This is a genomic window from Kitasatospora sp. NPDC088861 (genome assembly GCF_044750105.1).
In the GTDB taxonomy this organism is placed as follows: Bacteria; Actinomycetota; Actinomycetes; order Streptomycetales; family Streptomycetaceae; genus Kitasatospora.
The window spans coordinates 1,633-27,481 of record NZ_JBIVJF010000045.1 but is presented as its reverse complement, the minus strand read 5'-3'; the positions used below and the strand labels follow the sequence as shown (position 1 = coordinate 27,481).

Genomic DNA, 25,849 nt, shown 5'->3' with positions numbered 1-25,849 from the left:
AAGCCGCCTGGGTGTGTCGTCGAAGCGGTGAGTGGTGAGTGGTGAGTGCGGTGAGCGTGGTGAGTGGGAGTGGTGAGGTGGACGGTGGCTGAGCGTCGGCGGTATCTGTCGGTGCGCGGCGGCGAGTTGGCCTTCGCGCTGCTCGGGCTGCCGATCGGCGTGCTCGGCGGGGTCTACGCCGTGGCCGTGCTCTATGCCGGGGCGTTGCTCTCGCTCACCGTGCTCGGGCTGCCGTTCGTGGTGGCCGCCCTGGCCGGGGCGCGCGGGCTGGGCGGGCTGCACCGGCGACTGGTCGGGCGGCTGCTCGGCGAGCGGGTGTCGGCCCCGGGCGCGCTGCCCCGGCCGTCCGGGGCGATCGCCCGGGGCCGGGCGGTGCTGACCGACCCGGTGGCCTGGCGGGCGCTGCTCTACCTGTTGCTGCGGCTGCCACTGGGGGTGCTCGGCTTCCTGGTCGCGGTCGGACTGCCGCTCAGCTGCGTCTGGTTGGTGGGCTTCCCGCTGTGGGTGCGGCTGCTGGAGCCGGGGCCCAGACCGGTTGGCTGGCTGGACGTGGCCGGGGCCCCGGCCGGGCTCGCCGTACTGGCGGCGGTGCCGGCGGCGCTGCGGGCGGTGAGCGCGGCCAATCGGAGCCTCGCCCGGCTGCTGCTCGGCCCGGTGCGGTCGCAGGAGCGGGTGCGCGAGCTGGAGACCGCCCGGGCCACCTTGCTCGCCGAGAACACCGACCGGTTGCGCCGCCTCGAACGCGATCTGCACGACGGGACGCAGGCGCAACTGGTCGCGCTCGCCATCACCCTCTCGTTGGCCGACGACGCCCTCGGTGCGGTCACCGGTGAGGCCGTTGGTGAGGCCGTTGGCGACGCCCAGCCCGGGCTGACCAGGCTGCCCGGCCCGCCCGGCGCTCCGGACACCGAGCGCCTGCGCACCCTGGTCGACCGGGCCCGTCGGCAGACCGACGACACCATCGCGGAACTGCGCCGGCTCACCCGGGGCATCCACCCGGTGGCGCTGGACGGCGGCCTCGCCCAGGCGCTGCCCGGGCTCACCGCCACCGCGCCGGTGCCGGTCACGGTACGGCTGGACCTGAGGGAGCGGCCGGACGCGGCGATCGAGCAGGCCGTCTACTTCTGCGCGGCCGAGTTGCTGACCAACGTCGCCAAGCACAGCGGCGCGGCGGCGGCGGAGCTCGCGGCGAGCGCAGCCGACGGGCGGGTGCGGCTGACGGTGCGCGACGACGGCCGCGGGGGCGCCGCCCCGGGCGGGGGCTCCGGCTCGGGCTCCGGGTCGGGTTCGGGTTCGGGCCTGGCGGGCCTGGCCGAACGGCTCGCGGCGGTGGACGGGGTGCTGCGGGTGGACAGCCCGCCGGGCGGGCCGACGACGGTCACCGCCGAACTGCCGAGCCGCCTGTGACGGGTGGCCGCGGCGCGGCCGTCCACGGAACCGCTGCTCCCGGCTCAGCCGCCGGTCTCGGCGAGGTAGGTGAGGACGGCTTTGACGCGCCGGTTGTCGGTTTCGGTCGCCGGCAGGTCGAACTTGGCGAAGACGGCGGCGACGTGCTTCTCCACCGCCCGCTCCGAGACCACGAGCAGCCCGGCGATCGAACGGTTGGAGTGGCCCTGCGCCATCAGCTCCAGTACCTCCCGTTCGCGCGGGGTGAGCGCGTCGACACGGTTTCGCCGCCCGCCGTGCATCAGGCCGTTGACGATCTCCGGGTCGAGCGCCGTGCCGCCGGCCGCCACCCGGTGCAGCGCGTCCACGAACTCCGAGGTGCGGGCGACGCGTTCCTTGAGCAGATAGCCGACGCCGGCGGCGCCACCTGCGAGCAGCCGGGCCGCCCAGGCGGGCTCGGCGTGCTGGGAGAAGACCAGGATGCCGACCCCGGGCGAGGTGGAGCGGAGCTCGACGGCGGCGCGGATGCCCTCGTCGGTGTGGCTGGGCGGCATCCGGATGTCGACCACGGCCACATCGGGCCGGTGCTCGTCGACGGCGGCGATCAGTTCGGGGGCCGTCCCGGCGGTGGCGACCACGGTGCACCCGCGCGCGGTGAGGAGTTCGACCATGCCGTCCCGGAGGATCACCGAGTCCTCGGCGAGGACGACGCGGAGCTGCTTCTCGATCATGTCGCCATTATCGGCGGTGGCCGGTCCGCCGCCGGTCGGCGCCCGGCCGCCCGGGGCCGGCTGTCGGCCGGCTCCGCCGTCCAACTCGCCGCCCGTGCCGTGCGGCTCCGCCGTCCAACTCGCCGCCCGTGCCGTGCGGCTCCTCCTCCTCGCCCTGCCCGACGGCTCGCTGCGCGGGGCGTCGGCCCCTTCGTCAGAATGGTATTGACGGTGCGTCAGTATTCGTCCCCCTGCTGTCCGCGCCAGGCGTGGACGCCGGGGGCGACCTCGACCACCTCGAACGGGTAGGCGTCCCGGACGAGTTTGAGCAGGGCGCGCTGCTCGTCCAGCCAGCCGGGGGCGGGGGACAGGACGACCCGGAGGGTGACGCCGGAGTCCTCGGCGTCGGAGACGGTCACCCAGAGGCCGCCGGGTCGCCCCGGCTCGATCCGCAGCTCCGGGCCGTGCTCCTCGTCCAGCCAGCGCACCGCCTCGCGTCGCGCCAGACGTTCCAGGGCGGCTTCCCACTGCTGGAGTTGACGTCCAGTCACCAGTGTGACGAACTGCCCGCGGGCCGAGTCGGCGGTGACGGTGATCTCGCAGTCCAGCCAGTCGTGGCCGAGCAGGGAGCCCGGTGCGTGCCGCCCCAGCACCCGCACCCGTACGCTCCGCCCGCCGGTGCGCCCCTCGTGCCCGGTGGCGTCGTCGGTGCCGGGGCGGTCCGTCAGTCTGATCAACTCGTTCTGGTGCGAAGCGACTTCACGCACTGTGTACTCCCGGTCACTGCGAATCCAAGGGCTGACATCCTCGCGCAGGTGTTCGTCCGGTGCCAGTCCGTGGGAGGGGTTCGTCTCCGGCGCGCCGACGGCCCGCCCGACCGTGGAGGTCGGACGGGCCGGGTGGGGCGGTGGTCGGCTGGTGGTCCGCGCTGCTCAGGGCTGGTCCGCCCTGGTCGGGACCGGCCGGGACTGGTCGGGGCCGGCGCGGGTCGACGGGAGTCCGTCGGCGCCCGTCAGTGCCCGTCGGCGCCCGTCAGTGCCCAGCGGCGCCGGTCACCGCTGGTCGGCGTGGCCGGTCAGGACGGTGGTGAAGATCGGCTCGCCGTTCTGGTGGCCGGTGACGGTGGTGGTGAGGGCGTCCGGGTCGTCACCGGGGGTGTGCCGGGCGGTGATCGTGGTGGCGGCGTCGTGCTCGGCGTACCGGTGGTAGGTGGTCGCGGCGGAGGCGGGGATGACGGTGGCCGGTGAGACGAGCGCGTTGGTGGCCTGGCGGGCGGCCTCCAGTAGGACCATGCCGGGAATGTGGTCGTTGGCGTGGTCGAAGAGGATCGGGTGCCAGAGGTCGGGGGTGAGGTGCCAGGTCCCGGGTGCGTCGGCCGGGGTCAGGACGACGTCGCAGGGGCGGATCCGGCCCACTCGGCCCGGGGCCAGCGGCTCGCCGGAGACGGCGGGCGCCGGGTCGGCCTCGCGGCGTGCCCCGCGCAGCCGCCGGTAGGTGGAGTCCGGCACGGTGGTGAACCGGGCGTGTCCGGTGGCGGCGAGGTGGGCGCCGCGTCGGATGACGGTGCTGAGGGTGAAGTCGATGGTGGTGCCGGCCCGGCGCGGCTGTGGGACGAGTCTGGCCTCGATGGTGAGGTCGGTGGGCGCCGCGCCGATGAGCAGTTGGCGGGGGCGGGTGGTGTAGTCGAGGTTCCACATCATGAACTTGTGGTCGAGCGGGACGCCGAACCGGGTGTGCGCGAGGTAGAGCCCGGCTTGGCGGATCGTTTCAGCGGCCTGGATCGGGTCGTGCCGGGTTCCGTCGGGGGTGGTGAAGAAGGTGTGGGCGCGCGGCCACTGCGCGGTGACGGCGAAGGTCGTCTCGTTCAGCTGCTCGCTGCCGGTGAGGAAGACCTCGGCGTGACAGGCCCGGTGGACGTACTCCTTGGCAACGGTGCTGGTCAGGCGCGGTGCCGGTCCGGTCGGCACGGCCGGTCCGGCGGTGCGGCCGGGGGTGGTGCCGTGGTCCGCGCCGGCGGCGCGGGAGATGGCGGGGGCGCGGTAGGCAAGCAGGGTCATGGGAGCGCTCCGGAAGGCCGTGGCGGGCGGGGTGGGCTGCTCAGGGCTCGTAAGATACGTACCTTCCGGTTTGGTTTTCAAGGAGCCCGAACGAAGGTTCGTTGGCGGCCGAGCGTGGTCGGGTGGTCGCTCCAGGTGCCGCGCGATGGCCGTCCGGGTGGCCCGAACCTGGGGTGGATGCCGTCTGGCCTGCAAAGGAATCCCCAAAAGTGGGGTGACAGGTGCATTATCACGGCGGGCCGTTTTCGGTGGGATGCGGCCGGAAGTGGGGAGCCGGATTCCGGCTCTGTCGGCCGGGGGAGGGGTGGCGGTCGCTTTCCCGCCCTGTACCGTCCACGCGGTTTTCCTTCACTCGAAGGCGGGTGCATGCGACCTGGGGGCGAGGGATCGCCGGTTGACCGGCGGGTAAGATACAGGGTGTTTGGTTTTGTTTGCCGAGCGTTTCGGGCGGGGTGGTTGCGGTGGTGCGGCAGGAGCGGGCGATCCGGACGCGTCGGCTGATCCTGGAGGCGGCGGCCTCGGTCTTCGACGAGCACGGGTACGAGGGGGCGACGATCGGTGAGGTGGTCGCCCGTGCGGGTGTGACCCGGGGTGCGGTGTACTTCCACTTCGCGTCGAAGCGGGAGCTCGCGCAGGGCGTCGTGGAGGAGCAGTTCGGTCGGGACGAGATCCCCGAACGGCATTGCAAGCTCCAGGAGTTCGTCGACCTGGGGATGGTCGTCGCCCATCTCATGCCGGGTGACCCGCTGTTGAGCGCGGGCGCGCGGCTCTCGCTCGGCCAGGACGTGTTCGGCGACCTCAGTGGCGGTGCCACGCCCGGGTGGATCGCCCGGCTGGAGGCGGTGCTGACGGCGGCCGGCGAGCGGGGCGAGCTGCTGCCGCACGTGCTGCCGGCCGAGACGGCGTGGCTGATGACGGGCGCCTGGACGGGCGTGCAGATCCAGTCCCAGAAGATGTCCGGCCGGGCGGATCTGGAGCGCCGGGTGGCCGTGCTGTACCGGCACGTGATGCCGAGCATCGCGGTCCCCGGGGTGCTGGCCGCGCTGGATCTGGGCTCGGACCGTGGTGGGCGGGTGGTGGCCGAGCTGGCGGCGGCCCGTGCTGGTGGCGCCTGACGGCTTGCGCCCGGGGCTGACGCGGCGGCACTTGTGGCGGCGGTCGGTCCGGTCGGTCGCCGCAGTCCGGAGTTCGATGGTCCGTTCAAAAACAAACAGCTCGTTCGGTTTTGTATTGACAAACCGTCCGTCCTGTTTTTGGATGAGCACCTGGTGCTCGGCTGTGCGGTAGCCGCAGCGCCGGCCGGCCGGTGGCCGTCGGGGTCGCCGATCCGTCTGGATTGGGGTGGACGTCATGGAGATCCGGGTGTTGGGGGCCTTGGGGGTCCAGGTGTGCGGGGTGTCGGTGGTGCCCTCGGCGCCGAAACCACGGCAAGTGCTCGCCCTGCTGGCCCTGCGCGCCGACCAGGTCATCTCGGCGGGCGTCCTCGCGGAGGAACTGTGGTCCGGCCATCCGCCACGCAGCGCGCGCACCACCGTCCAGACCTACGTCCTCCAACTGCGCGACCTCATCGACCGGGCGCTCGCCCACCGCGATGACGCCGGAGGAGCGTGCGGAGCCAAGGACGTCCTGGTGACCTCGCCCGGCGGCTACCGGCTCGACAGCGGCGGCGGACTGGTCGACCTCCAGGAGTTCGACCGCCTCGCGGGCCTCGGCTACCGGGCCATGGACGGCGGCGACTTCCCGCTCGCCGCCCGCCAGTTGGGCGAGGCGCTCGGCCTGTGGCGCGGTCCGGCGTTCGCCGACGTCCCGCTCGGCGGTCAACTCGCCGTCGAGGCCAAGCGGTTGGAGGAGACCCGGCTCTGCGCGCTGGATCAGCGGATCGAGGCCGACCTGCGGCTGGGCCGCCACCGCGTCCTGCTCGCCGAACTCACCGTCCTGGTCGACCGCTACCGCACCCACGAGAGCCTGCACGGCCAGTACATGATCGCCCTGCACCGCTCCGGCCGACGGGGCGAGGCCCTGGAGGCCTACCAGCGCCTGCGCAACACCCTGGTACGGGAGTTGGGCATGGAACCCTCGGCCGGACTGCGACGGCTCCAGCGCTCCATCCTGCTCGCCAACCCCGATCGCCCCGAGCCCGACCGTGCCGCCGGCCCCGCCACCCCCGCCGACCAGACCCCTCCTCGCACCACCCGGCTCACCCGCGTCGGCTGAGCCCGCCACGGAGGCGGCCCGCCGAATCGCTGACTAAGACCCCAGGTCCGGCCGCGGGTGGCCGGTCAGGCCCAGGTAGTGGCCGAGCCGGGCGGCCGCGTCGAGCATGGCCAGGCCCTGGGCGGTGAGCCTGCGCTGCCAGCCGTCGAGGGCGTCGGCCAGGGAGGCCGTGCCGCCGGCCGTCCGCACCTGTCGGACCACGGTGGCGATGTGGTCCAGCGGGTAGCCGCCGCGCCGGAGCAGGTGGGCGAGTTCGGCGTCGCGGATGTCGTCGGCGCGGAAGACGCGGTGCCCGGTGGCCTGGTCCCGGGCGGGGGTGAGGATGCCCGCGCCCTCCCAGTTGCGCACGGTCGCCGGGGCGACGCCGAGCCGGTGGGCGAGTTCGCCGATGCTCAGGACGGCGCCGTCCACCGGGGGCTCCGCCGATGGGCCCTCCTCAAGATCCGCCGCAAGATCCGCTGCAAGGTCCGCCGAGAGATCCCGCGCCGCGCCGGGTCGCGCCGTCAGGTGGTGCACGGCCTTCCGCACCGCGTCCAGGGTGTCCCGGTCGCGGAGCAGTTGGCCGTGGCCGCGGTCGATGGCCGTCAGGGCGTCGTCGAGCCCGCCCCGGTGGAGTGCGGTCATGATCCGGCCGCCGGTCGCGTGGCCGTACGCCGCGACCAGGGAGCGGTAGGCGTCGAGCGCGGCCGCGTGCACCTCGGTGTAGATGCGGTAGCCGCTGGCGGTGCGTTCGGCGGGCGGGAGGAAGCCGTCCCGCTCGTAGTTGCGCACGGCCTGGGTCGAGAGGCCGTGCCCGCGGGCGAGGTCGGAGGGGCGCATGGTGATCACCGGTTTGAGACTTCAGCGGAGGATCGGGCGGTCGGAGCAGGAAAAGTCTCAACCGTTCTTTCAAGGATACGCTTGAGGGTCATGAGTCAGGACTTGCGAGACCTCGTCCCTCCGTCATGCGCACTGCTGGCGCTCGGTGAACCCACCCACCGGGAACCGGCCTTCGCGCGGATCCGCAACGAGCTGTTCGCCCAACTGGTCGACCGGGGATTCCGGTCGATCGCCCTCGAAACCGACCGGGTGGCCGCGCTCACCGTGAACGACTTCGTCCAGGAGGGGGTGGGCACCCTCGACTCGGTGATGGGCGAGGGTTTCTCCCACGGCTTCGGAGAACTGGACGGCAACCGGCGGCTGGTCGCCTGGATGCGCGAGTACAACCGGAGCCGGCCGCCGGCGGACCGTCTGGCCTTCCACGGCTTCGACGCGCAGACGGAGAACACCAGCGCACCCAGCCCGCGGCGCTACCTCGAACACGCCCGCGACTACCTCGGGCTCGACCTCGACCTCGCCGGCCTGGTCGGCGAGGACCAGCGCTGGAGCCGCCCCGAGGCGGTCCTGGACCCGGAGATGTCGCCCGGCGCCTCCGCCGAGGCGGAGAAGCTGCGGACGGTCGCCGACGACCTGCTCACCCTGCTGTACGCGCGGGCCCCGGAACTGGTCGCGGCGACCTCGCGCGCCGAGTGGCTCAGGGCCAGGACGCACCTCACCGCCGGCCTCGGTCTGCTCCGCTACCACCGGCAGTCGGCCGAGCGCCTGGAGCCGGGCGCCCGGCTGTCCGGCCTCCTCGGCACCCGGGACGTGCTCATGGCCCAGAACCTCCTCGACATCCGCGGCGGCGAGGCCCGCCGAGGGGGGACCCTGGTCTTCGCCCACAACCTCCACCTGCAGCGGCAGCCGAGCGCCATGCGGCTGGCGGACCTGAACCTGACCTGGAGCGGCGTCGGCGCGATCCTGAACTCCCTGGACGAGCCGTACACCTTCGTCCCCGGCAGCCTGGGCCGCAGCGAGGCCGTCGGGCTCCAGGAGCCCGAGCCGGACACCCACGAGGGCGCGCTCCAGCGCGGGGCCGCCACCTGGGGACTGGTCGAGCCCGGTGCGGCCGCCGGTGGCCGGACGCGCACCGACACCACGCCGGAGCAGGGCTACTTCCCGCTCGACCGGGCGGTCCTCGACGGGGCCGACGCGATCCTGCACATCGGCGACGGGACCGCCGCCGCCGAGCTCTGACGGCGGCCTGCGGAGGACGGACCCCCGGCAGCGTCAGGTGCGGGCCCCCGGGCCCGGATAGGACGTCCGCAAGTGGCCCAGGAGCGCGGCCGTGGGCGGCGCGGTGGGGCGGCCGGTCGGCCAGGCCAGCGCGATCCGCACCAGCGGGACGGGGTCGGTGAGCGGCCGGATCCGCAGCCCGGCGGCGGGCGGCGGATCCGGCAGCACGGCCACGCCCAGCCCGTGCGCGGCGAGTTCGGCCAGCTGCGGCGGGGCGGACGCCTCGACCGCGACCGTGGGGCGTGCCCCGGCCGCGGCCAGGGCCTGCTCCAGTGCCGTCCGCAGGCCGGTGCCGCGCGGGGTGCTCACCAGGGCGTGCCCGGCCAGTGCGGCGACCGGCAGGGGGCCGTCCGGTCCGCCGGCCAGCGGGTGGTGCCCGGTGAAGGCGGCGACCAGCGGGGCTTCCAGCACGGTGTGCAGGGCGAGCCCGGCCAGCGTCCGCCAGCCGTCGTCGTCGTCCCGTCCGCTCGCGGTGGTGGGCAGGCCGATCACGGCGAGGTCCAACCGCCCCTCGCGCAGGGCGCCGAGCATCCGCGCGGTACCGTCCTCGGCCAGCGAGAGGTCGATGCCCGGGTGGTCGCGGCGGAACGCGGCGAGCGTGGTGGCGAGTCCGGGAAGGCCGTCCGCCCCGGCCGGCGGGACAGGACCCAGGGCCGCCCCGGAGACCAGCCCGAGCCGGACGTGCCCGCGCCGCAGTCCGCCGAAGTCCTGCGCCGTCTGCCGCGCCGCCGCGGCGGAGGCGAGCGCCGCCCGCGCGTGCGGGAGCACCGCCTCGCCGACCGGGGTGAGCCGGACGCCGCGCCCGCCGCGGTCCAGCAGCCGGTGGCCCAACTCCTTCTCCAGCTGCCGGATCTGGGCGCTGACCCCGGGCTGGGTGAGGTGCAGCAGCTCGGCGGCGCGGGTGAAGCTGCCCTGCTGGGCCACGGTGACGAAGTACTGGAGCTGCCGGAGTTCCATAACTTCTGATGATAGGTGGAAGAACTCCCCGGTCTTGGACGTCCGGAGGGTCCCGGCCGCAGGCTGGAGGCATGGGAACCGTGCAGCACGACCAGGCCGTCGACTGGGTCCGCGAGCAGATCGCGGCCGAACGCCGGGAACTCGCCGAGGTGTTCACCACCTTCTCCCCGGACCAGTGGAACTCCCCTTCGCTGTGCGCAGGTTGGCGCGTTCGCGAGGTCGCCGCCCACATGAGCACCGGCTTCCGCCACTCCACCGCCCGCAGTCTCGCGGACCTCATGCGGGCCGGCGGCTCCCTCCACCGGATGACCGACCGGGTGGCGCGCCGCGACGCCGCCGCCCTCACCGACCGCCAACTCGCCGCCGCTCTCGCCGACCACGCCGAACACCCCTGGCGCCCCCCGGTCGGCGGCCGGATCGCCGCCCTCGCCCACGACGTCGTGCACGGCCTCGACATCACCACCGCGCTCGGCCTGCCCTCGCGCCTACCGCTGCCTCGGGTCACCGCCCTGCTCGCCACCGTCTCCCGGCGCAGTCTGCGCTTCTTCGGCGCCCGACTCGACGGTGTCCACCTGCGGGCCGCCGACACCGCCTGGGCGTACGGCGAGGGCCCGGCCGTGGTGGAGGGCCGGGCCGAACACCTCCTGCTGCTCACCTACGGGCGCCGGCTGCCGCCCGGCCTCCTCACCGGCCCGGGCGCGGGGCGGTTCACCCTGGGCGGGTAGCGGGCGCGTCCGCTCTCGCGTGCCCGGCCGTCGGCGGGAGCGCCGTGCGGGTGCCGGAGCAGATCACCGGGCTGACCCATGGCCCCGCCCCGGCCCCGGCCCCGGTGGCCGAGGGGCGCCACCGCGCGGTTCGCTCCCCGCGGCGCAGTCGGGCGCGCGCGGGGGCGCGCAGGGGTGGCTAGGATCGGAATCGCCCATTCCGGATAGGCGGTGAGACGGGAAGCAAGGTCTCCGATGGCCCCGAGGTCCGAGCAGTGGCCGCCGTACGTGCGGTTCGCGCCGTGGTTGCTGATCGTCGCCGGGCTCGTCTGGAACTCCCTGGATCCCGCCGATTACTGGGGCGACCCGCTCCTCGCGGCCGCCGCCGTCCTGACCGGCGCCCTGCTGACCTTGCGGGACACCCTCGCGGTGGGCGTCGCCAATGTGACCGGCATCCTCGTGCTGGCCGTGCGGGACGGCTCGATCGGCACCCAGGACGGCTACCTGGAGCTGGTGAACACGGCCTTCGCCGCGCTGCTCGGCGTCTGGGTCAACCGCGTCGTCGCCCGGCACGGGGAGCGGCTGGCGCAGGTGCGGTCGGTGGCCGAGGCCGCCCAGCGGGCGGTGCTGCCCGAGCCGCCCGCGCGAGTGGGCCGACTGTCGGTCGCCGCCTGCTACCGGGCGGCGCAGACCGAGGCGCTGATCGGCGGCGACGCGTACGCGCTGCAGGCGACCCCGTACGGCGTGCGGGTGCTGATCGCGGACGTGCGGGGCAAGGGGCTGCAGGCGGTCGGCGCGGTGTCGGTGCTGCTCGGCGCGTTCCGGGAGGACGCCCACCGGGCGCCGGACCTCGTGGCGCTGGCCGACGGGCTGGAGCGGGCGCTGACCCGGGAGAGCACGCTGCTGGCCGAGGAGGTGCGGCTGGAGGGGTTCATCACGGCGCTGCTGGTCGAGTTCCCGCAGGGTGAGGACGTCGTGCGCACGCTCGACTGCGGGCACCCGGGACCGTACCTGCTGGGCGGGCCGGAGGCGGTGCGCCGGCTGGATGCCGCCGACCCGGGGCTGCCGCTCGGGATGGGCTCGCTGGGCGTGGCCCGGCCGGCGCCGGAGACCCGGCCGTTCCCGCCGGGGTGCACGCTGCTGCTGGTGACCGACGGGGTGACGGAGGCCCGGGACGCGGCCGGGGAGTTCTACGATCCGCTGCTCGCCCTCGGCCCGCTCGGCCCGTTCGACGGTCCCCAGGAGGCCGTCGACGCGCTGGTGGCGGACGTGGAGCGGTGGACGGGCGGGCCGCGGGACGACGACATGGCGGTGCTGGCGGTGACCTGCCGGGAGGCGGACTGAGCGGCGGGGCCCGGTCCGGCCCGTTCGGCGGCGCGGGTGCTTCTTCCCACGGGCTCCCGCGACGCGGCCGATATCACGATCAGATGACGGACAGTCAGTGTTTCGCATGATCCAGCCAAGTTGAGTGACGGCGTCCGGTGGCCGGAATGCGAATGCCCGCATAGCGGACGGCGAATTGGACGTGCGGGGCCCGCGGTGCGCCGGGTGGCCGTGCGAGTGGTCCGCCCCAGGTCGGCGGCCTGCGCGGACGTCCCGGCGGGAGCGTGCTCGGTCGTATGGGGTCCGTAAGGGCGGGTCGCGGGAGTGGCGCGATCCGGCCGACCCGTGGTTCGTCCGGAAACGGACGCGATGCTTGCCCAGTAGCGAAGTGGTGACCGAAAGTCGCACTGATGAACGAGACGCCAAGCCCCCGCCGCGACCGCCTGCTCGGCCACCGCGACTTCCGACTCCTGCTCACCGGAGCCGCGACGGCCCAGACGGGCAGCCAGGTGACCCTGGTCGCGCTCCCGTTGGTGGCGGTGATGGTGCTCGACGCCACACCCTTCGAGGTCGGCCTGCTGACCGCCGCCGAGACCGCCGCGTTCCTACTGGTCGGCCTGCCGGCCGGCGCCTGGCTGGACCGGATGCGCAAGCTCCCGGTGCTGATCCGCGCCGACGTGGTGCGCTGCCTCGCCGTCGGGTCGATCCCGCCGGCCGCCGCGCTCGGCGTGCTGACCATGGCCCAGCTCTACCTGGTGGCGCTGGTCACCGGGGTGGCGACGGTCTTCTTCGACGTCGCCCACCAGTCCTTCCTGCCGTCCGTCCTGCCGCGCGAGCAACTGGTCGGGGGCAACGGCGCGATCGAGACGGTCCGCTCCTCGGCGCAGATCGTCGGGCCCGGGCTCGGCGGCGGCCTGGTCCAACTGCTCGGCGCGTCGCTCGCCATCGTGGCCGACGCCGTCGGCTACCTCGCCTCCGCCCTGCTGCTCGCCCGGATCCGGGTCGAGGAGCCCCGACCGGAGCCGGCGCCCGGACGGTCGCTGCGTGCCGAGGTCGCCGAGGGCGTGCGCTTCGTGCTCAAGCACCCGCTGCTGCGCGCGATCGCCGCCGCGACCGCCGTGTCCAACCTGTTCGCCGCCGTGCTGGCGGCCGTGCAGACGGTGTTCTGGGTGCGGGTGCTCGACCTCGCGCCGGGCGCCATCGGCCTGCTGCTGTCGGCCTCCGCCGTCGGCGGCCTGGCCGGGGCGCTGTGCGCGGGGCGGCTGGCGGCGTGGCTCGGCCAGGCCCGGCTGATCTGGCTCGCCACCGTGGTGACGGCGCCGTTCGCGCTGCTGTGGCCGCTGTCCGGCCGGGGCGCGGGCGTGGTGCTGTTCGGAATCGCCTCGGCGGTGGTGCTGTTCGGCGCGGTGGCCTACAACGTCGCCCAGGTGAGCTTCCGGCAGAGCCTGTGCCCGCCGGAGCTGCTCGGCCGGATGAACGCCACCATGCGCTTCCTGGTCTGGGGCACGCTGCCGATCGGCGCGCTCGTCGGCGGCACCGTCGCCGACGCGGCCGGACCGCGCGCCGCGCTGTGGCTGTGCGCGGCGGGCTTCCTGCTCGTCCCGGTGCCGCTTCTGCTGTCGCCGCTGCGCCGGCTGCGGGACCTCCCGGCGGACACCGCCGCCACGGCCGGGGAGGAGCCCGTCGCGAGCCCCGCCGCCTGACGCACCCGGCCGCCCGACGAGCCCCGCCGCCTGACGCCCGAACCGAACCGAAACCGGAAACCGGAGACCGTTCCGTGCACGCCAGCATCACCGCCGCCTACCTCGCCCGGTACCGTTCCGCCGCCGCCGACTCCCCGATGGACCTGCTCCCGCTCACCGGCGCCCAGCGGCGCTTCCTGATCACCCGCAGGCTCGCGCCGCAGGGCCGGCCCGATGTCGTCCCGCTGTTCCACGCCTACCCGGGCGGCACCCTCGACCTGCCCCGGCTGGCCCGCGCCGCCGCCGCCACCGCCGCCCGGCACCCGGCGCTGTGCGGCGGCTTCGGGACGGTGCGCGGCACGCCCGTCCTGCGGGTCGGCGCCCCCTCGGCCGAGGCCGCCCGGATCGCCGTCCCGCCCGGCGGCACCGCCCGCTCCGCCCTGCGCGAGGCACTGCTGGACTGGCCCGCCGACGGGCCCGCGCTGCGCCTGCTGGTGGCCCGGGAGCCGGACGGCGAGGAGGAACTGCTCGCCCTCGCGGTGGACCACGCCGCCTGCGACGAGCAGTCGCTCGGCATCCTCACCGCCGACCTCACCGACGCCTACGCCCGGGACGACCACGCCCAGGAGGCCGTCGCCGCCCCCGACCAGGACGCCCTGGCGGCCTACCGGGAGGCCGTCGAACGGCAACTGGCCGCCGAGGACGCCGCCGGCGGCCCCGCCGCACAGGCCCACTGGGGCCGCAGGCTCGGCGGCGTCACCGGGACGGGCGGGGGAGCGGCCGGCTCCACCGGCATGCTCAGCCACCGGCTGCCCGCCGCCGAGGGGGCCGCTCGCACCGCTATCTTCCCCGCCCTGCTGGACGCCACCGCGGCCGCCGCCCACCGGCTGCACCGGACCGACGGGCAGCTCGCCCTCGGCTACCCGTGGGGCGGCCGCCCGCCGGGTGCGCCCGCCGCGCTCGGCTGTTTCCTCAACACCCTGGTGCACCCCGCCGCACCCGGCGCGGCCGCCGCCCTGGAGGACCTCGCCGACGCCTGGTGGGACGACCTCGACCACGCCGACACCCCGTTCGACGAGGTGGTCCGGGCCGCCCGCACCGCCGGCGCCCCGTGGACGGGCGCCCTGGACGGCATGCTCACCCTGGAGGACCTGCACCGCCGCCCGCCGCTGGTGTTCGGCGGCGTGCCCGGCCGGGAGACCCACCTGGCCGGGCGGCCGCTCGCCGCGCCGTTCGCGGTCGCCGCCTCGCACGGCGACGACCTGCTGGTGCGCCTCGCCTGGGACCGCGAGCGGTTCCCCGAGGACGCCGCCACCGCCGCCTTCGACGACCTGCTCGCCACGCTGCGCCGCCACCTGCGGGCGGCCTGACCCGCCCCGGCCTGACCCCGCCCCCCGGCCTGACCCCGCGTCGGACGCCTGATCCGCACGCCCGCTCCGGACGCCTGATCCGCACCCGACCCGAAGCCGCCCCGGACCCGACCCGAAGCCGTACCGGACCTGCACCGGACGTCCGCATCAGGACGCCCGCCCCGGACGCCTGACCCGCCCCGGACCGAAGCCGCCACCGAGCCCCCACACCGACCGCCGGGCCGCGCCACCACCCCGGCGTGCCCGGAACCAGGGCCGGGCCATCCACGCCCGCCCCGCCACCACAGGGCCAACACGCCCACCACACAAGGGAGTCACCGATGTTTGCGCTCTCCTCCTCGCAGGAGATCGTCTGGCTGCACGAGCAGATGCTGCCCGGCAGTCGTGCGTACAACTTCACCGCCGTGCTCGACCTCTGGGGCGCCCTCGACGAGGACGCGCTGCACGCCGGACTGGCCGCCGTCCTCGCACACCACCCGGGCCTGCGCCTGGAACTGGTCGCCCGCCCGGAGGGCCTGCCCGGCCAGCGGGTCGCCGAGCACTGCGAACCGACGCTGCGCCGCAGCGACTTCGCCGCCGAGGCCGACCCGGAGGCCACCTTCCGCGAGCTGCTGGCCGCCGAGGCCGAGGAGCCGGTGGACACCGAGAAGGCGCCGGTGCTGCGCTGGCACCTGGTGCGCCTCGGCACGGACCACCACCGGCTGATCCACGTCGAGCACCACCTCGTCCACGACGGCCACTCCTTCGCGATCCTGCTGCGCGACCTGTTCACCGTCTACCGCGCCCACGTCCTCGGCGAGCCCTACCAACTGCCCGAGGCGCCCTCGTACGAGCAGCACGCCCGCACGGCCGTCGACCCGGACGCCCGTGAGCGCGCGCTCGCCTTCTGGCTGCGGGAGCTGGCCGACGCCCCGCGCGAGGTCACCCTGCCCGGGCTGGCCAACCCCGGCGCGGTGCGCCGCCACCGCGGCGGCCAGATGCGCCAGGCGATCGGCGCCGACCTCGCCGAGCGGCTGCGCACCCGCAGCAAGGAGGACGGGCACACCCCGTTCAGCACCCTGCTCACGCTCTTCGCCGAACTGCTGCGCCGGCACTCCGGGCACCGCGAGCTCGTCGTCGGAACCGCCGTCGGCAACCGCCCGGAGGGCTTCGAGGGCACCGTCGGCATGTTCGTGAACACCGTGCCGCTGCACCTGCGGCTGGACCCGGCCGCCCCCGGCACCGAGGCCGTCGACGAGGTGACCGACGTCCTGCTGCGCGCGCTGCCGTACCAGGACCTGCCGGTCCAGGAGCTGACCCGCCGGCTCGGCCTGCACACCGGCGGCGCCGACAACCCGCTGTTCAACGTGATGTTCAGCGCGCACGACGCCGCGCTGCCGGACGTCCAGGCGCCCGGTCTCGAAGTCTCGCTGTACGAGGGCTTCAACACCGGCACCACCCGCTTCGACCTCGACCTGGTGCTGCTGCCCGACGACCGCCGGGTGGTCGGCGAGAAGCACGGCGGCGCCGGGATGACCCTGGTCTGGGACTACGACGCCGACCTGTTCGGCGAGGCCGAGGCCACCCTGCTGGCCGACCGCCTGCTCCAGCTGCTGCGCTGCTACCTCGACCGGCCCGAGGCCACGCTCGCCGCGCTCGACCCCGCCCCGGCCGCCGAACCCGCCACCGCCGTCGCCCGGGCCGGTCTCGACCCGGCCGCCGCCCACGACCCCACGGCCATCGCGATGATCGCCGGCACCGAGCGCCTCAGCTACGGCGAGCTCGACCGCCGCGTCACCCAGCTGGCCGAACGCCTGCGCGCCGCCGGCGTCACCCCCGGCCAGCCGGTCGCCGCCGTGCTGCCGCGCGGCGTGGACAGCGTCGTCGCCCTGCTCGCCTGCCTGCGGTACGGCGCCGTGTACGCGCCGCTGTCCGCCGAGGACCCGGCCGCCCGGCTCGGCCTGCTGCTGGACCGGCTGGCCCCGGCCCTGGTGCTGGCCACCCGGCAGAGCGCGCTCGCCCTGCCCGCCGAGGGCGTCACCCCCGCGCTGCTGGACGGCCCGGCCTTCCCCAAGGCCGAGCCCGCCGCCGTGCTGGACGGCGCCGCCTACCTGATCCACACCTCCGGCTCCACCGGCGTGCCCAAGCCCGTCCTGGTCGGCCGCGACGCGCTCGCCGGGTACGTCGCCGCGATCGCCGCCCGCTACGAACTGACCCCCGCCGACCGGGTGCTGCTGTTCGCCCGCCCGTCCTTCGACGTGGCGTTGGAGGAGGTGCTGCCCGCGCTGGCCGCCGGCGCCGCCCTGGTCGTGCCGCAGCGCGAGGTGCCCACCGGGCCCGAGCTCGTCGCCGTGCTCGCCGCCCGCGGCGTCACCGTCGCCAACCTGCCGACCAGCTACCTGCTCGCCGTCCGCGAGGACCTGCGCGAGGCGCTGCGCGACGGCCGCTGGGCGCCCCGGCTGCTCGTCCTCGGCGGCGAGCGCCTGCCCGCCCGCGCGCTGGCCGGCCTGACCGAGGCCACCACCGTGCTGAACGCCTACGGCGTCACCGAGGCCACCGTCACCTCCACCGTGTACGAGGTCACCGCCGCCGACGTGGCCGAGGACGGCGAGATCCCGCTCGGCGCCGAACTGGACGGCGTGCGCCTGCACGTCCTGGACGAGGCGCTGCGCCCGCTCCCGGCCGGCTGTGTCGGCGAACTCGCCGTCAGCGGAGACCTGTTGGCCGATGGCTACCTCGGCCTGCCGGAGCCGACCGCGGCCCGCTTCGTCACCGTGCCCGCCCTCGGCGGCGAGCGCGTCTACCGCACCGGCGACCGCGGCTACCGCGACCTGCGCGGTCGGCTGTGCTTCCTCGGCCGCGCCGACAACCAGGTCAAGCTCCGCGGCCACCGGATCGAACTGGAGGAGATCGAGGCCGCGGCCTCCGCCGAACTCGGCGGGCGCTCCTGCGCGGTGGTGCTGCACACCGACCCGCAGGCCGGCCCGCGCCTGATCGGCTTCCTGGAGGGCGCCGACCGCCCCGACCAGGCCGCCCTGCACGCGGCGCTCGCCCAGCGGCTGCCCGGCGGGCTCGTCCCCGCGACCTGGACGGCCGTCGAGACGATGCCCACCCTGCCCGGCGGCAAGCCCGACCGCGCCGCCCTCGCCCGGCTCGCCGACGAGGCCCCCGCCCAGGAGGCCGCCCCGGCCGCCGAGAGCGCCTTCGCCGACCCCGGCCAGGAACTGATCGCCGCCGCCTGGCGCGAGGTGCTCGGCCACGACCGCTTCACCGCCGAGTCCCACTTCTTCGAGGTCGGCGGCCACTCGCTGCTCGCCGCCCAGCTCGCCGCCTGGCTGGAGCCGCACCTCGGCAGCCGCCCGCCGCTGCGCACCCTGTTCCGCCACGCCGTCCTGGCCGACCAGGCCAGCGCGCTCACCGGCCAGCACCCCGGAAAGGCAGACCGCGCATGACCGCCCCCTCCGCCGTCCTCGAAGACGGCCACCGCGAACTCGTCGACGCGTTCGAGAGCTTCGTCCGCCGCGAGCTCGTCCCGCTGGCCGCCGAACTGCCCGAGACCGCCGACGAGGTGCCCGCCGAACTGCGCGCCTACGTCCGCAAGCGTTCCGCCGCGCTCGGCTTCTACGCCGGCGACTACCCCGAGGAACTCGGCGGCGCCGACATGCCGTTCACCGCCGTCGTCCTGCTGCACCACGCCGCCGGGCGCAGCGGCTGCCCGCTCGCGCCGTACGCCCTGGCCGGCTCCGACGGCCCCAGCCCGCTGCTGCGGCACGGCACCCCCGAGCAGATCGAGCGCCACCTCGTGCCGCTGGTGCGCGGCGAGCAGACCCGCTGCCTCGCCCTCACCGAGCCGCACGCCGGCTCCGACGCGTTCCGCCTCACCACCACCGCCGTGCGCACCGCCGACGGCTGGGTGCTGAACGGCCGCAAGACCTTCGTCAGCAACGCCGACCGGGCCGGCCTGGTGCTCGTCGTCACCGCCACCGACCTCGGCGAGGGAGCCGGGCCCACCGCCGGCGCCACCGCCTTCGTCCTCCCGATCGACCAGCCCGGCCTGCGGATCGGCCAGCGCTACGAGGGCATGTCCGGCGAACCGCTGTTCGAGCTGCTGCTCGACCAGGTCACCGTCTCCACCGACGCCGTGATCGGCGGCGAGGAGGGCGTCGGCGCGGCCACCGCCCTCGCCATGGACAGCCTCTCCCGGGGCCGCCTGGTCGTCGCCGCGATGTGCAACGGCATCGCCGAGTACGCGCTGCGCATGGGCGTCGAGTACGCCCGCGAGCGGCGCGCCTTCGGCAAGGTCATCGGCGAGTACCAGCACGTCCAGGAACACCTGGTGGCCACCCGGGCCGAGGTGGAGTGCTCCAAGCTGCTCACCCTCGCCTGCGCCCGGCTGGTCGACGACGGCACCGAGGCGCCGGAGAACGCGGCGCTCGCCAAGCTCACCGCCTCCGAGACCGCCGTGCGCGCGGTGGACCGCTCGCTCCAGGTGCACGGCGCCACCGGCTGGGTGCGCGGCCACCCGCTGGAGTTCCTGTACCGCTACGTGCGGATGACCACGATCATCGAGGGGACCTCCGAGGTCCAGAAGGTGATCATCGCCCGCTCCATGGGCCTGAACTGACAGTCCGTCAACGGCCTGTCAACGGCCTGAACCACCTGGAGACGATGATGGAAACCCTGAGCATCGAATACGGTCGCCCGCACCAGGACGGCGCGGTCCTCGACCTGTTCGCCACCTGGGTGCACCGGACCCCGGACGCGCCCGCCCTGATCGACGGCGCCCGCACCTACAGCTACGCCGAACTCGACCGCCTCGCCGACACGGTGGCCGCGGCGCTGCGCGACCGGATCCGCCCCGGCGACCTGGTCGGCGTCTGCCTCGGCCACTCCGCCGCCCTGGCCGCCGTCACCCTCGCCACCGCCAAGCTCGGCGCCGTCCACCTGCCGCTCGGCCCGCGCCCCGGCGAGCGCCGGCTCCAGGCCGTCGCCGAGCAGCTGCGGCCCGCCTGCCTGGTCGGCGACCCGGCCCGACTGCCGCATGGCGGCGAGCAGTTGGCGCTCGACCTGGACCCGGCCAGCGACGTGGTCGCCGCGTTCGTCCCCGGCGAGCAGGTCCACGTGCCCGCCGGCACCCACTACGCGGTGCTCACCTCCGGCTCGACCGGCACCCCCAAGGCCGTCGCCGTCGGCGAACCCGCCCTCGGCGCGCTGCTCCACTGGTACCGCGAGCTGACCGGCCTCGGCCCCGGCGAGCGGCACAGCCTGCTGATCGGCGTGTCCTTCGACCCGCACGTCCTGGAGCTGTGGGCCACCCTCACCTCCGGCGCCGCGCTCACCCTCGCCCCCGAGGCCGTCCGCTGGGACCCGGGCGCGCTCACCGACTGGTGGCGCGAGGCCGGCGTCACCGTCAGCATCCTGCCCACCCCGCTCGCCGAACCGATCCTGGCGCGCGGGTGGCCGGACGGGCTGGCACTGCGCCACCTCACCATCGGCGGCGACCGGCTGCGCCGCGCCCCCGGCCCGGACGTCACCGCGGCCGTCCACAACGCCTACGGTCCCGCCGAGGCCACCGTCACCACCACCGTGCACACCATGGCGCCCGGCCTCGACCACGGCGCCGGCGCACCGCCGATCGGGCTGCCCGTCCCGGGCGCGGTCGTCCTGGTCACCGACGAGGAGGGCCGACCGGTGCCGCGCGGCCAGGCCGGCGAACTGCGCATCGGCGGCCGGGGCCTGGCCGCCGGCTACCTCGACCCCGAGCTGACCGCCCGGCGCTTCGTCGGCGTGCCGCCCGGCGTGGACGGCATCGACCGGGTCTACCGCAGCGGCGACCGGGTGGTGATGCGCGCCGACGGCGTGCTGGAGTTCCACGGCCGGCTCGACGACCAGGTCAAGGTCAGCGGCGTCCGGGTCGAACCCGCCGAGGTCGAGGCTGCGTTCGAGCGCGACCCGCGGGTGCGCCGGGCCGTGGTGGCCGCGGCCCCGGCGCCCACCGGCGGTGTCCGGCTGCTCGCCTTCGTCCAGACCGTCGAGGGGTCCTCGGCGGCCGACGCCGACGAGCTGCTGGCGGCGGTCCGGCCGTGGCTGCCCGAGCAGGCCGTCCCGTCGGCCGTCCGCCTGGTCGACACCTTCCCGCTGGACGCCAACGGCAAGGTCGACCGCGCCGCCCTGCTCCTCGCCCCGACGGCGGACGAGCCGGTCGCGGCGGAGGAGGGCGCCACGCCCAGCGAGCGCACCGTGCTGCGCCTGTGCCGCGACCTGCTCGGCCGCGCGGACCTCGGGCCCGGCGACAACTTCCTCGCCTCGGGCGGCAACTCGCTCGCCGCCGCACGGCTGCTGGAGGCCCTGGAGGAGGAGTGCGGGGTGCGGCTGCGCGCGCCCCTGGTGCTGCGCCAGCCCGACCTGCGGGCCGTCGCCCGGCTGGTGGCGGAACGGCAGCCGACCGCCGCCGCCGCCGTCTGACCGCCCGCCCGCCCGTACGACCTGCGCAGGGCGCCCCGGCCGTTCGCGGCCGGGGCGCCCGGAAGGGACCCACCATGCCCACCGCGACCCTCCCGGACCTGATCGCCCGGCACGCCCAGGAGCGCCCCGACGCCCTCGCCGTGACCGACGGCTCCACCGTTCTGACGTACCGTCAACTCGTCGACTCCTCGGCCCGGCTGGCCGCGACCCTGACCGCCCGGGGAATCGGTGCCGGCAGCGCTGTCGGCCTGCTCTGCGCCCGTTCCACCCGCCTGGTCGTCGCCCAGCTCGCGATCTGGCGGACCGGCGCCCACGTCGTCCCGATCGACCCGGCCTACCCGCGCCAGCGCATCGCCGAGATGACCGGGGACGCCGGAGTCCGGCTCGTCCTCGGCGACAAGACGCTGCTCGCCGAGGCCGGACTCGCCGAGGAGCAGACCCTCGCGCTGACCTCGACCCTCGTCCTGGCCGAGCCCGCCGCCCCGGCCGGGAACGGCCCCGACGCCATCGGTGCGGCCGCCCCCGACGCCGCCGAGCCGGCCGCGCCCGCCCTGCTCTTCTACACCTCGGGCTCCACCGGCCGGCCCAAGGGCGTCATCGTCCCGCACAGCGCCGTCGCCGACCTGGTCACCGCCCAGGACGCGTTCACTCTCGGCCCCCGCGACCGGGTCCTGTTCCACTCCACGATCAGCTTCGACGCCTCCACCTTCGAACTGTGGGCCCCGCTGGCGCGCGGCGCCGCCGTCGCCGTCTCGCCGTCCGACCGGCCCACCGCCGAGGAACTCGTCCGCGACATCGAGCGGTTCGGCGTCACCACCGTGTTCATCACCACCGCCCTGTTCCACCACCTGGCCGCCCGGCAGTCCCGGATCTTCGGTGTGCTGCGCACCCTGGCCGTCGGCGGCGAAGCCCTGTCGCCCGAGTACGCGGGGGCGGTGCTGCGCGCCTTCCCCTGGCTCGAACTCTTCAACGTCTACGGGCCGACCGAGGCCACCACCTTCACCACCCTGCACCGGATCACCCCGGCCGACTGCACCACCGGCCCGGTCCCGATCGGCCGGCCCTTCGGCGGCGCCCGCACCCTCGTCCTCGACCAGGAGCTCGCACCGGTGCCGCCCGGCACCGTCGGCGAACTGTGGATCGCCGGCGGCCGGCTCGCCCAGGGCTACCTGGACCGGCCGGAGCTGACCGCCGAGCGCTTCCGCGACCTGCCCGGCACCGGCCGCGCCTACCGCAGCGGCGACCTCGTCCGCCAACGCCCCGACGGCGCACTGGAGTTCCACGGCCGCACCGACGACCAGGTGAAGGTCCGCGGCTTCCGGATCGAACCCGGCGAGGTCGAGCACGCGCTGCTGCAGTTCCCCGAGGTCGCCGAGGCGGCCGTCGTGGTCCGACGGCCCGGCCACACCGACGCCGCGCTCACCGCCTGCCTGGTCCTCGCCGACGGCAGCCGACCGGCCGTCGAGACCCTCCGTGCCCGGCTCGCCGACCGGCTGCCCGCCCACCTGGTGCCCACTGCCTGGACCGTACTCGCCGCCCTGCCGCTGACCGGTACCGGCAAGATCGACCGCCGCGCCCTCGCCGCCGCCGACGAGACGGCCGCCGACGGACCCGGCACCGCCGCCGCCCTCACCCCGATCCAGCAGGCCGTCGCCACCGCCTGGACCCGCGCCCTGGAACGCCCGATCACCGACCCGGCCGCCGACTTCCTCGCCGAGGGCGGCCACTCGCTGCTCGCCATGTGGGTCGTCGACGACCTCCGCGAGGACCTCGGCGTCGAACTCTCGCTCGCCGACTTCCTCGGCCACCCCACCGTCGCCGGCCAGGCCGACCTGCTCGAACGAGCCCTGCGCGCCGCGCACGACGACACCCCGCAAGGAGCCACCCGATGACCGCCGAGCACCCGGCCGTCGACCAGACCGCCGACCAGGCCGACCTGCTGCGCCGCGCCCGCCGCAACCGCCCCGCCGCGGGCGGGCGCCCGGCGGCCCCGCAGAGCGCGCCGACCGGCCAGGGCGACGGCCCGGCCGGCCCCGCCCCGCTCTCGCACGCCCAGCAGCGGATGTGGCTGATGGACCACCTCGGCCAGGGCGGCGCCCTCTACAACGTCCCGCTCGCCACCCGCCTGCGCGGACCGCTCGACCCCGCCGCCCTCGCCACCGCCCTCACCGGCCTCACCGAGCGCCACGCCGTCCTGCGCACCCGCTACGGCCGCCAGGGCGACCAGCCCCACCAGCAGACCGACCCGGTCACCCCGGTGCCGCTGCGCACGGTGGACGCCACCTGGGAGAACGGCGCCGGGAACAACGCCCCCGCCCTGCTCGCCGCCGAGGCCGCCCGCCCCTTCGACCTCGCCACCGGCCCGGTCCTGCGCGCCCTGCTGCTGCGGCACGGCCCGCAGGACCACACCCTGCTCCTGAACATCCACCACATCGCCGTCGACGGCGGCTCGCTGCCCGTCCTCGCCGCCGACCTGGCCGCCCTCTACGCCGCCGCCCGCGACGGCGTGGCGCCCCAACTCCCGCCGCCCGGACCGTCGTACGCCGACTACGCCCGCGAGGAGCGCACCCGCGACGCCGAACTCACCAGCGCCGCCGACGCCCGCGCCCGACACCTGGCCGGCGCCCGCCCGCTGGCGCTGCAGCGGCCCTCTCCGCCCGGGGCACGCGAGCGCCGGGCCACCCTGCACGCCGCCCCGCTCGCCCCCGCCACCGTGGAGGGCCTGCGCCGGCTCGGCGCCCGGCACGGCGCCACCCTGTTCGCCGTCGTCCTGGCCGCCGCCTTCGCCACCCTGCGCACCGCCGCCGACCAGGCCGACCTCACCCTCGGCTGCGCCAGCGGCCAGCGCCTGCGGCCCGAGCTGCGCCGTACCGTCGGCCTCGGCGTCAACACCCTCGCGGTGCGCGCCGACCTGGCCGGCGATCCCACCTTCACCGAGGTGCTCGGACGGGCCCGGACCGCGCTGCTGGACGCGCAGCAGCACCACGAGATCCCGTTCGACCTGATCGTCGAGCGGCTCGGCGCGGCGGCCCGCGGCGCCGACGGCACCCCGCTGCTGTCCGTCAGCTGCGACCTCGTCCACCCCGCCGAGCCGCTCACGCTGCCCGGCCTCACCGCAGAGGACGTCGAACTCGACCTGGGCCTGGCCAAGTTCGGCCTCGCCCTGCTGGTCGAGGACGGCCCGCAGCCGCGCTGCCTGGTCCAGCACGACCGGGACGCCCTCGACGAGACCACCGCCGAGCAACTGCTCACCGCCTTCGCGGACCTGCTCGCCGCCGTCGCCGCCGACCCCGACCAGCCCCTCTCCGCGCTCCCCGGCACCCGCCTGGCCACCGCCCAGCACCCGGCCCTCGCCGCACTGTCGGCCGACTCCCGGGTGGTCGAGGCGGCCGTCGTCGAGACCGCCGACGGCCCGCCGCTCGCCTATGCCGTGGTGCGCGGCCCGGTCGCCCCGACCGGCGTCGAACTGCGCGCCGCACTGCGCCGCCACCTCGCCCCCGCCCACCTGCCGTCCGCCGTCACCCTGCTGGACCGGCTGCCCCGGCACGCCGACGGAACCCCGGACCGCGGCCGGCTGCCCGGCGCGGCCCCGACCGCCCCCGAGCGGTCCGGCCCGCTCGACACCGTCCGGACGGCCTTCGGCGAACTGCTCGGCACCACCCCGCCCGCCGACGGCGACTTCTTCGCCCTCGGCGGCCACTCCCTGGTCGCCGTCCAGCTCGCCGAACGCCTGCGCACCCGCACCGGCCTGCCGCTCACCGGCCTGGACGTGCTGGAGCAGCGCACCCCGCGCGCCCTCGCCGCCCTGCTCGCCACCCGCGAGGACGAGCGCCGCGCCGCCCCCGCCCGCACCGGCTCCCGCCCGGGTACCCGCACCCGCGCGGGCACCGTGCTGCTCACCGGCGCCACCGGCGGTGTCGGCGCGGCCGTCCTCCAGGAACTGATGGCCCAGGGCCGCCCGGTCCGGACCCTGGTCCGGCCCGAGTCCGCCCACCTGCCCGCCCTGCACGGCGCCGAACTGGCCGAGGGCGACCTCGCCGACCTCGACAGCCTGCGCCGCGCGGTCGAGGGTGTCGACGCCGTCATCCACGCCGCCTGCACCTTCACCGAGCACGCCGTCGACCTCGCCGCGATGCGCGCCCTGGTCGAGGGCTGGCGCGGCGGCCCGTTCGTCTTCGTCAGCAGCATCGACGCCTACGGCCGCCCGTCCGGCACCGACATCCCCGAAGGCGGCCCGACCGGCGAACCGGTCAGCCCCTACGGACAGGCCAAGCTGGACTGCGAGCGCATCCTGTTCGAGGCGGCCGCCACCGGCCGGGGCCCGGCCACCGTGGTCCGCGCCCCGATCGTCTGGGGCCCGCACCAGCGCCTGCGCGACCAGCTCCGCTGGGGCTCCACCGGCGACCTCTACCAGGCCGCCCTGGCCGGCCGTCCGATCGCCCTGCCCGCCCCCGCCCCCGGCGACCGCTCCGCCTGGTACGGCGCCGCCTGGGTGCACTCCGCCGCCCTGGCCCGCGCGCTCGCCGCCTGCGTCGCCGACGGAAACCCGGCGGCCGGCCGGATCGTCAACGCCGTCAACGGGCACGTCTCCTGGGCGGACTTCACCGGCGAGCTCGTGCGCCTGCTCGACTCCGGCAGCCCGCTGGACCTGCGCCCCGACGCCGATCCCGAACTCCGCCGCCCCTGGCACTACCGCGCCGAGACCCTCGCCGCCCCGCTGAGCCCCGAGCCGGGCGAGGACTGGCGCACCGTCCTGGCGGCGATGGTCGGCTGACCTGCACCGCTCCGCGTCGTGGGGGGCGGCCCCCGGCCGGCCCCCCCCGCCGGGTGGGGGGGCGCCCCGGCGATATTATAAAGCCGCCCCGATCACCTCAACGGGGGGCCCGAGAAAAACGAAGGCCCGGCCGG

The 25,849-nt window shown here is 75.8% G+C and carries 18 protein-coding genes; 13 read left to right on the top strand and 5 right to left on the bottom strand.

Features of this window, described 5'->3' with window-relative positions; translation table 11 throughout:
• Positions 1 to 84 precede the first annotated feature (84 nt).
• On the top strand, positions 85 to 1,407 hold the full coding sequence (locus ACIP37_RS36230) for a sensor histidine kinase (protein WP_400812173.1): 1,323 nt from the start codon (positions 85 to 87) through the stop codon (positions 1,405 to 1,407).
• A gap of 44 nt (positions 1,408 to 1,451) precedes the next feature.
• Here the strand turns inward: ACIP37_RS36230 and ACIP37_RS36225 are convergent, their stop codons facing one another.
• The 3 genes from ACIP37_RS36225 to ACIP37_RS36215 form a co-directional block, all read right to left on the bottom strand.
• Entirely contained in the window at positions 1,452 to 2,117 is a 666-nt protein-coding gene (locus ACIP37_RS36225) for a response regulator transcription factor (RefSeq protein ID WP_400812171.1), read from the bottom strand.
• A 215-nt stretch (positions 2,118 to 2,332) separates the two neighbouring features.
• Positions 2,333 to 2,863 carry a DUF5959 family protein gene (locus ACIP37_RS36220; protein WP_400812169.1) on the bottom strand — a complete coding sequence of 177 codons (531 nt, stop codon included), beginning with the start codon at positions 2,861 to 2,863 and terminating at the stop codon, positions 2,333 to 2,335.
• A gap of 285 nt (positions 2,864 to 3,148) precedes the next feature.
• Positions 3,149 to 4,153, bottom strand: a complete 1,005-nt coding sequence (locus tag ACIP37_RS36215) for a ScbA/BarX family gamma-butyrolactone biosynthesis protein (RefSeq protein ID WP_400812167.1) — start codon at positions 4,151 to 4,153, stop codon at positions 3,149 to 3,151.
• Between the two features lie 461 nt (positions 4,154 to 4,614).
• Between ACIP37_RS36215 and ACIP37_RS36210 the strand changes: the two genes are divergently transcribed.
• Together ACIP37_RS36210 and ACIP37_RS36205 are read left to right on the top strand one after the other, a co-directional pair.
• Positions 4,615 to 5,268 carry a ScbR family autoregulator-binding transcription factor gene (locus ACIP37_RS36210; protein ID WP_363633690.1) on the top strand — a complete coding sequence of 218 codons (654 nt, stop codon included), beginning with the start codon at positions 4,615 to 4,617 and terminating at the stop codon, positions 5,266 to 5,268.
• Positions 5,269 to 5,503: 235 nt separating this feature from the next.
• Positions 5,504 to 6,367 (top strand): AfsR/SARP family transcriptional regulator, encoded by an 864-nt coding sequence (locus tag ACIP37_RS36205; RefSeq protein WP_363582743.1) that lies wholly within the window; start codon positions 5,504 to 5,506, stop codon positions 6,365 to 6,367.
• A gap of 33 nt (positions 6,368 to 6,400) precedes the next feature.
• Here ACIP37_RS36205 and ACIP37_RS36200 read toward each other — a convergent pair whose 3' ends face one another.
• Positions 6,401 to 7,186, bottom strand: coding sequence for a TioE family transcriptional regulator (locus ACIP37_RS36200; protein WP_400845298.1), 786 nt, complete (start codon positions 7,184 to 7,186; stop codon positions 6,401 to 6,403).
• Between the two features lie 90 nt (positions 7,187 to 7,276).
• Here ACIP37_RS36200 and ACIP37_RS36195 point away from each other — a divergent pair, with 90 nt between their 5' ends.
• Entirely contained in the window at positions 7,277 to 8,422 is a 1,146-nt protein-coding gene (locus tag ACIP37_RS36195; RefSeq protein WP_400812164.1) for an erythromycin esterase family protein, read from the top strand.
• A gap of 33 nt (positions 8,423 to 8,455) precedes the next feature.
• Here the strand turns inward: ACIP37_RS36195 and ACIP37_RS36190 are convergent, their stop codons facing one another.
• Entirely contained in the window at positions 8,456 to 9,418 is a 963-nt protein-coding gene (locus ACIP37_RS36190) for a LysR family transcriptional regulator (RefSeq protein ID WP_363582747.1), read from the bottom strand.
• Between the two features lie 71 nt (positions 9,419 to 9,489).
• On the opposite strand from ACIP37_RS36190, the gene ACIP37_RS36185 reads away from it, so the two are divergent.
• The 9 genes from ACIP37_RS36185 to ACIP37_RS36145 all read left to right on the top strand — a co-directional run bounded on the left by ACIP37_RS36185 (position 9,490) and on the right by ACIP37_RS36145 (position 25,715).
• Complete coding sequence (locus tag ACIP37_RS36185) at positions 9,490 to 10,143, top strand: maleylpyruvate isomerase family mycothiol-dependent enzyme (RefSeq protein WP_400812162.1); 654 nt, start codon at positions 9,490 to 9,492, stop codon at positions 10,141 to 10,143.
• Positions 10,144 to 10,377: 234 nt separating this feature from the next.
• Entirely contained in the window at positions 10,378 to 11,466 is a 1,089-nt protein-coding gene (locus ACIP37_RS36180; RefSeq protein WP_400812160.1) for a PP2C family protein-serine/threonine phosphatase, read from the top strand.
• A gap of 389 nt (positions 11,467 to 11,855) precedes the next feature.
• Entirely contained in the window at positions 11,856 to 13,148 is a 1,293-nt protein-coding gene (locus ACIP37_RS36175; protein ID WP_400845294.1) for an MFS transporter, read from the top strand.
• 74 nt (positions 13,149 to 13,222) lie between these two features.
• A complete protein-coding gene (locus ACIP37_RS36170) occupies positions 13,223 to 14,497 on the top strand; it encodes a non-ribosomal peptide synthetase (RefSeq protein ID WP_363633539.1) in 1,275 nt (424 codons plus the stop codon).
• Between the two features lie 320 nt (positions 14,498 to 14,817).
• Positions 14,818 to 17,928 (top strand): amino acid adenylation domain-containing protein, encoded by a 3,111-nt coding sequence (locus ACIP37_RS36165; protein WP_400845290.1) that lies wholly within the window; start codon positions 14,818 to 14,820, stop codon positions 17,926 to 17,928.
• Positions 17,925 to 19,100, top strand: a complete 1,176-nt coding sequence (locus ACIP37_RS36160; RefSeq protein WP_363582759.1) for an acyl-CoA dehydrogenase family protein — start codon at positions 17,925 to 17,927, stop codon at positions 19,098 to 19,100. Before ACIP37_RS36165 ends, ACIP37_RS36160 begins: the two co-directional genes overlap by 4 nt.
• Positions 19,101 to 19,147: 47 nt before the next feature.
• Positions 19,148 to 20,941, top strand: coding sequence for an AMP-binding protein (locus ACIP37_RS36155; protein WP_400812157.1), 1,794 nt, complete (start codon positions 19,148 to 19,150; stop codon positions 20,939 to 20,941).
• Positions 20,942 to 21,015: 74 nt separating this feature from the next.
• Positions 21,016 to 22,833 carry a non-ribosomal peptide synthetase gene (locus ACIP37_RS36150; protein ID WP_363633533.1) on the top strand — a complete coding sequence of 606 codons (1,818 nt, stop codon included), beginning with the start codon at positions 21,016 to 21,018 and terminating at the stop codon, positions 22,831 to 22,833.
• The gene (locus ACIP37_RS36145) at positions 22,830 to 25,715 is read left to right on the top strand and encodes a condensation domain-containing protein (protein WP_400845287.1); all 2,886 of its coding nucleotides are present in this window, start codon (positions 22,830 to 22,832) and stop codon (positions 25,713 to 25,715) included. Before ACIP37_RS36150 ends, ACIP37_RS36145 begins: the two co-directional genes overlap by 4 nt.
• Positions 25,716 to 25,849: the final 134 nt, after the last annotated feature.

Excerpts from the sequence above, each read along its gene's own strand:
- ACIP37_RS36155 (WP_400812157.1), top strand. The coding sequence starts at position 19,148 with ATGGAAACCCTGAGCATCGAATACGGTCGCCCGCACCAGGACGGCGCG.
- ACIP37_RS36160 (WP_363582759.1), top strand. The coding sequence starts at position 17,925 with ATGACCGCCCCCTCCGCCGTCCTCGAAGACGGCCACCGCGAACTCGTC.
- ACIP37_RS36150 (WP_363633533.1), top strand. The coding sequence starts at position 21,016 with ATGCCCACCGCGACCCTCCCGGACCTGATCGCCCGGCACGCCCAGGAG.
- ACIP37_RS36165 (WP_400845290.1), top strand. The coding sequence starts at position 14,818 with ATGTTTGCGCTCTCCTCCTCGCAGGAGATCGTCTGGCTGCACGAGCAG.
- ACIP37_RS36180 (WP_400812160.1), top strand. The coding sequence starts at position 10,378 with ATGGCCCCGAGGTCCGAGCAGTGGCCGCCGTACGTGCGGTTCGCGCCG.
- ACIP37_RS36185 (WP_400812162.1), top strand. The coding sequence starts at position 9,490 with ATGGGAACCGTGCAGCACGACCAGGCCGTCGACTGGGTCCGCGAGCAG.
- ACIP37_RS36175 (WP_400845294.1), top strand. The coding sequence starts at position 11,856 with ATGAACGAGACGCCAAGCCCCCGCCGCGACCGCCTGCTCGGCCACCGC.
- ACIP37_RS36145 (WP_400845287.1), top strand. The coding sequence starts at position 22,830 with ATGACCGCCGAGCACCCGGCCGTCGACCAGACCGCCGACCAGGCCGAC.
- ACIP37_RS36205 (WP_363582743.1), top strand. The coding sequence starts at position 5,504 with ATGGAGATCCGGGTGTTGGGGGCCTTGGGGGTCCAGGTGTGCGGGGTG.
- ACIP37_RS36190 (WP_363582747.1), bottom strand. The coding sequence starts at position 9,418 with ATGGAACTCCGGCAGCTCCAGTACTTCGTCACCGTGGCCCAGCAGGGC.
- ACIP37_RS36225 (WP_400812171.1), bottom strand. The coding sequence starts at position 2,117 with ATGATCGAGAAGCAGCTCCGCGTCGTCCTCGCCGAGGACTCGGTGATC.
- ACIP37_RS36195 (WP_400812164.1), top strand. The coding sequence starts at position 7,277 with ATGAGTCAGGACTTGCGAGACCTCGTCCCTCCGTCATGCGCACTGCTG.
- ACIP37_RS36200 (WP_400845298.1), bottom strand. The coding sequence starts at position 7,186 with ATGCGCCCCTCCGACCTCGCCCGCGGGCACGGCCTCTCGACCCAGGCC.
- ACIP37_RS36215 (WP_400812167.1), bottom strand. The coding sequence starts at position 4,153 with ATGACCCTGCTTGCCTACCGCGCCCCCGCCATCTCCCGCGCCGCCGGC.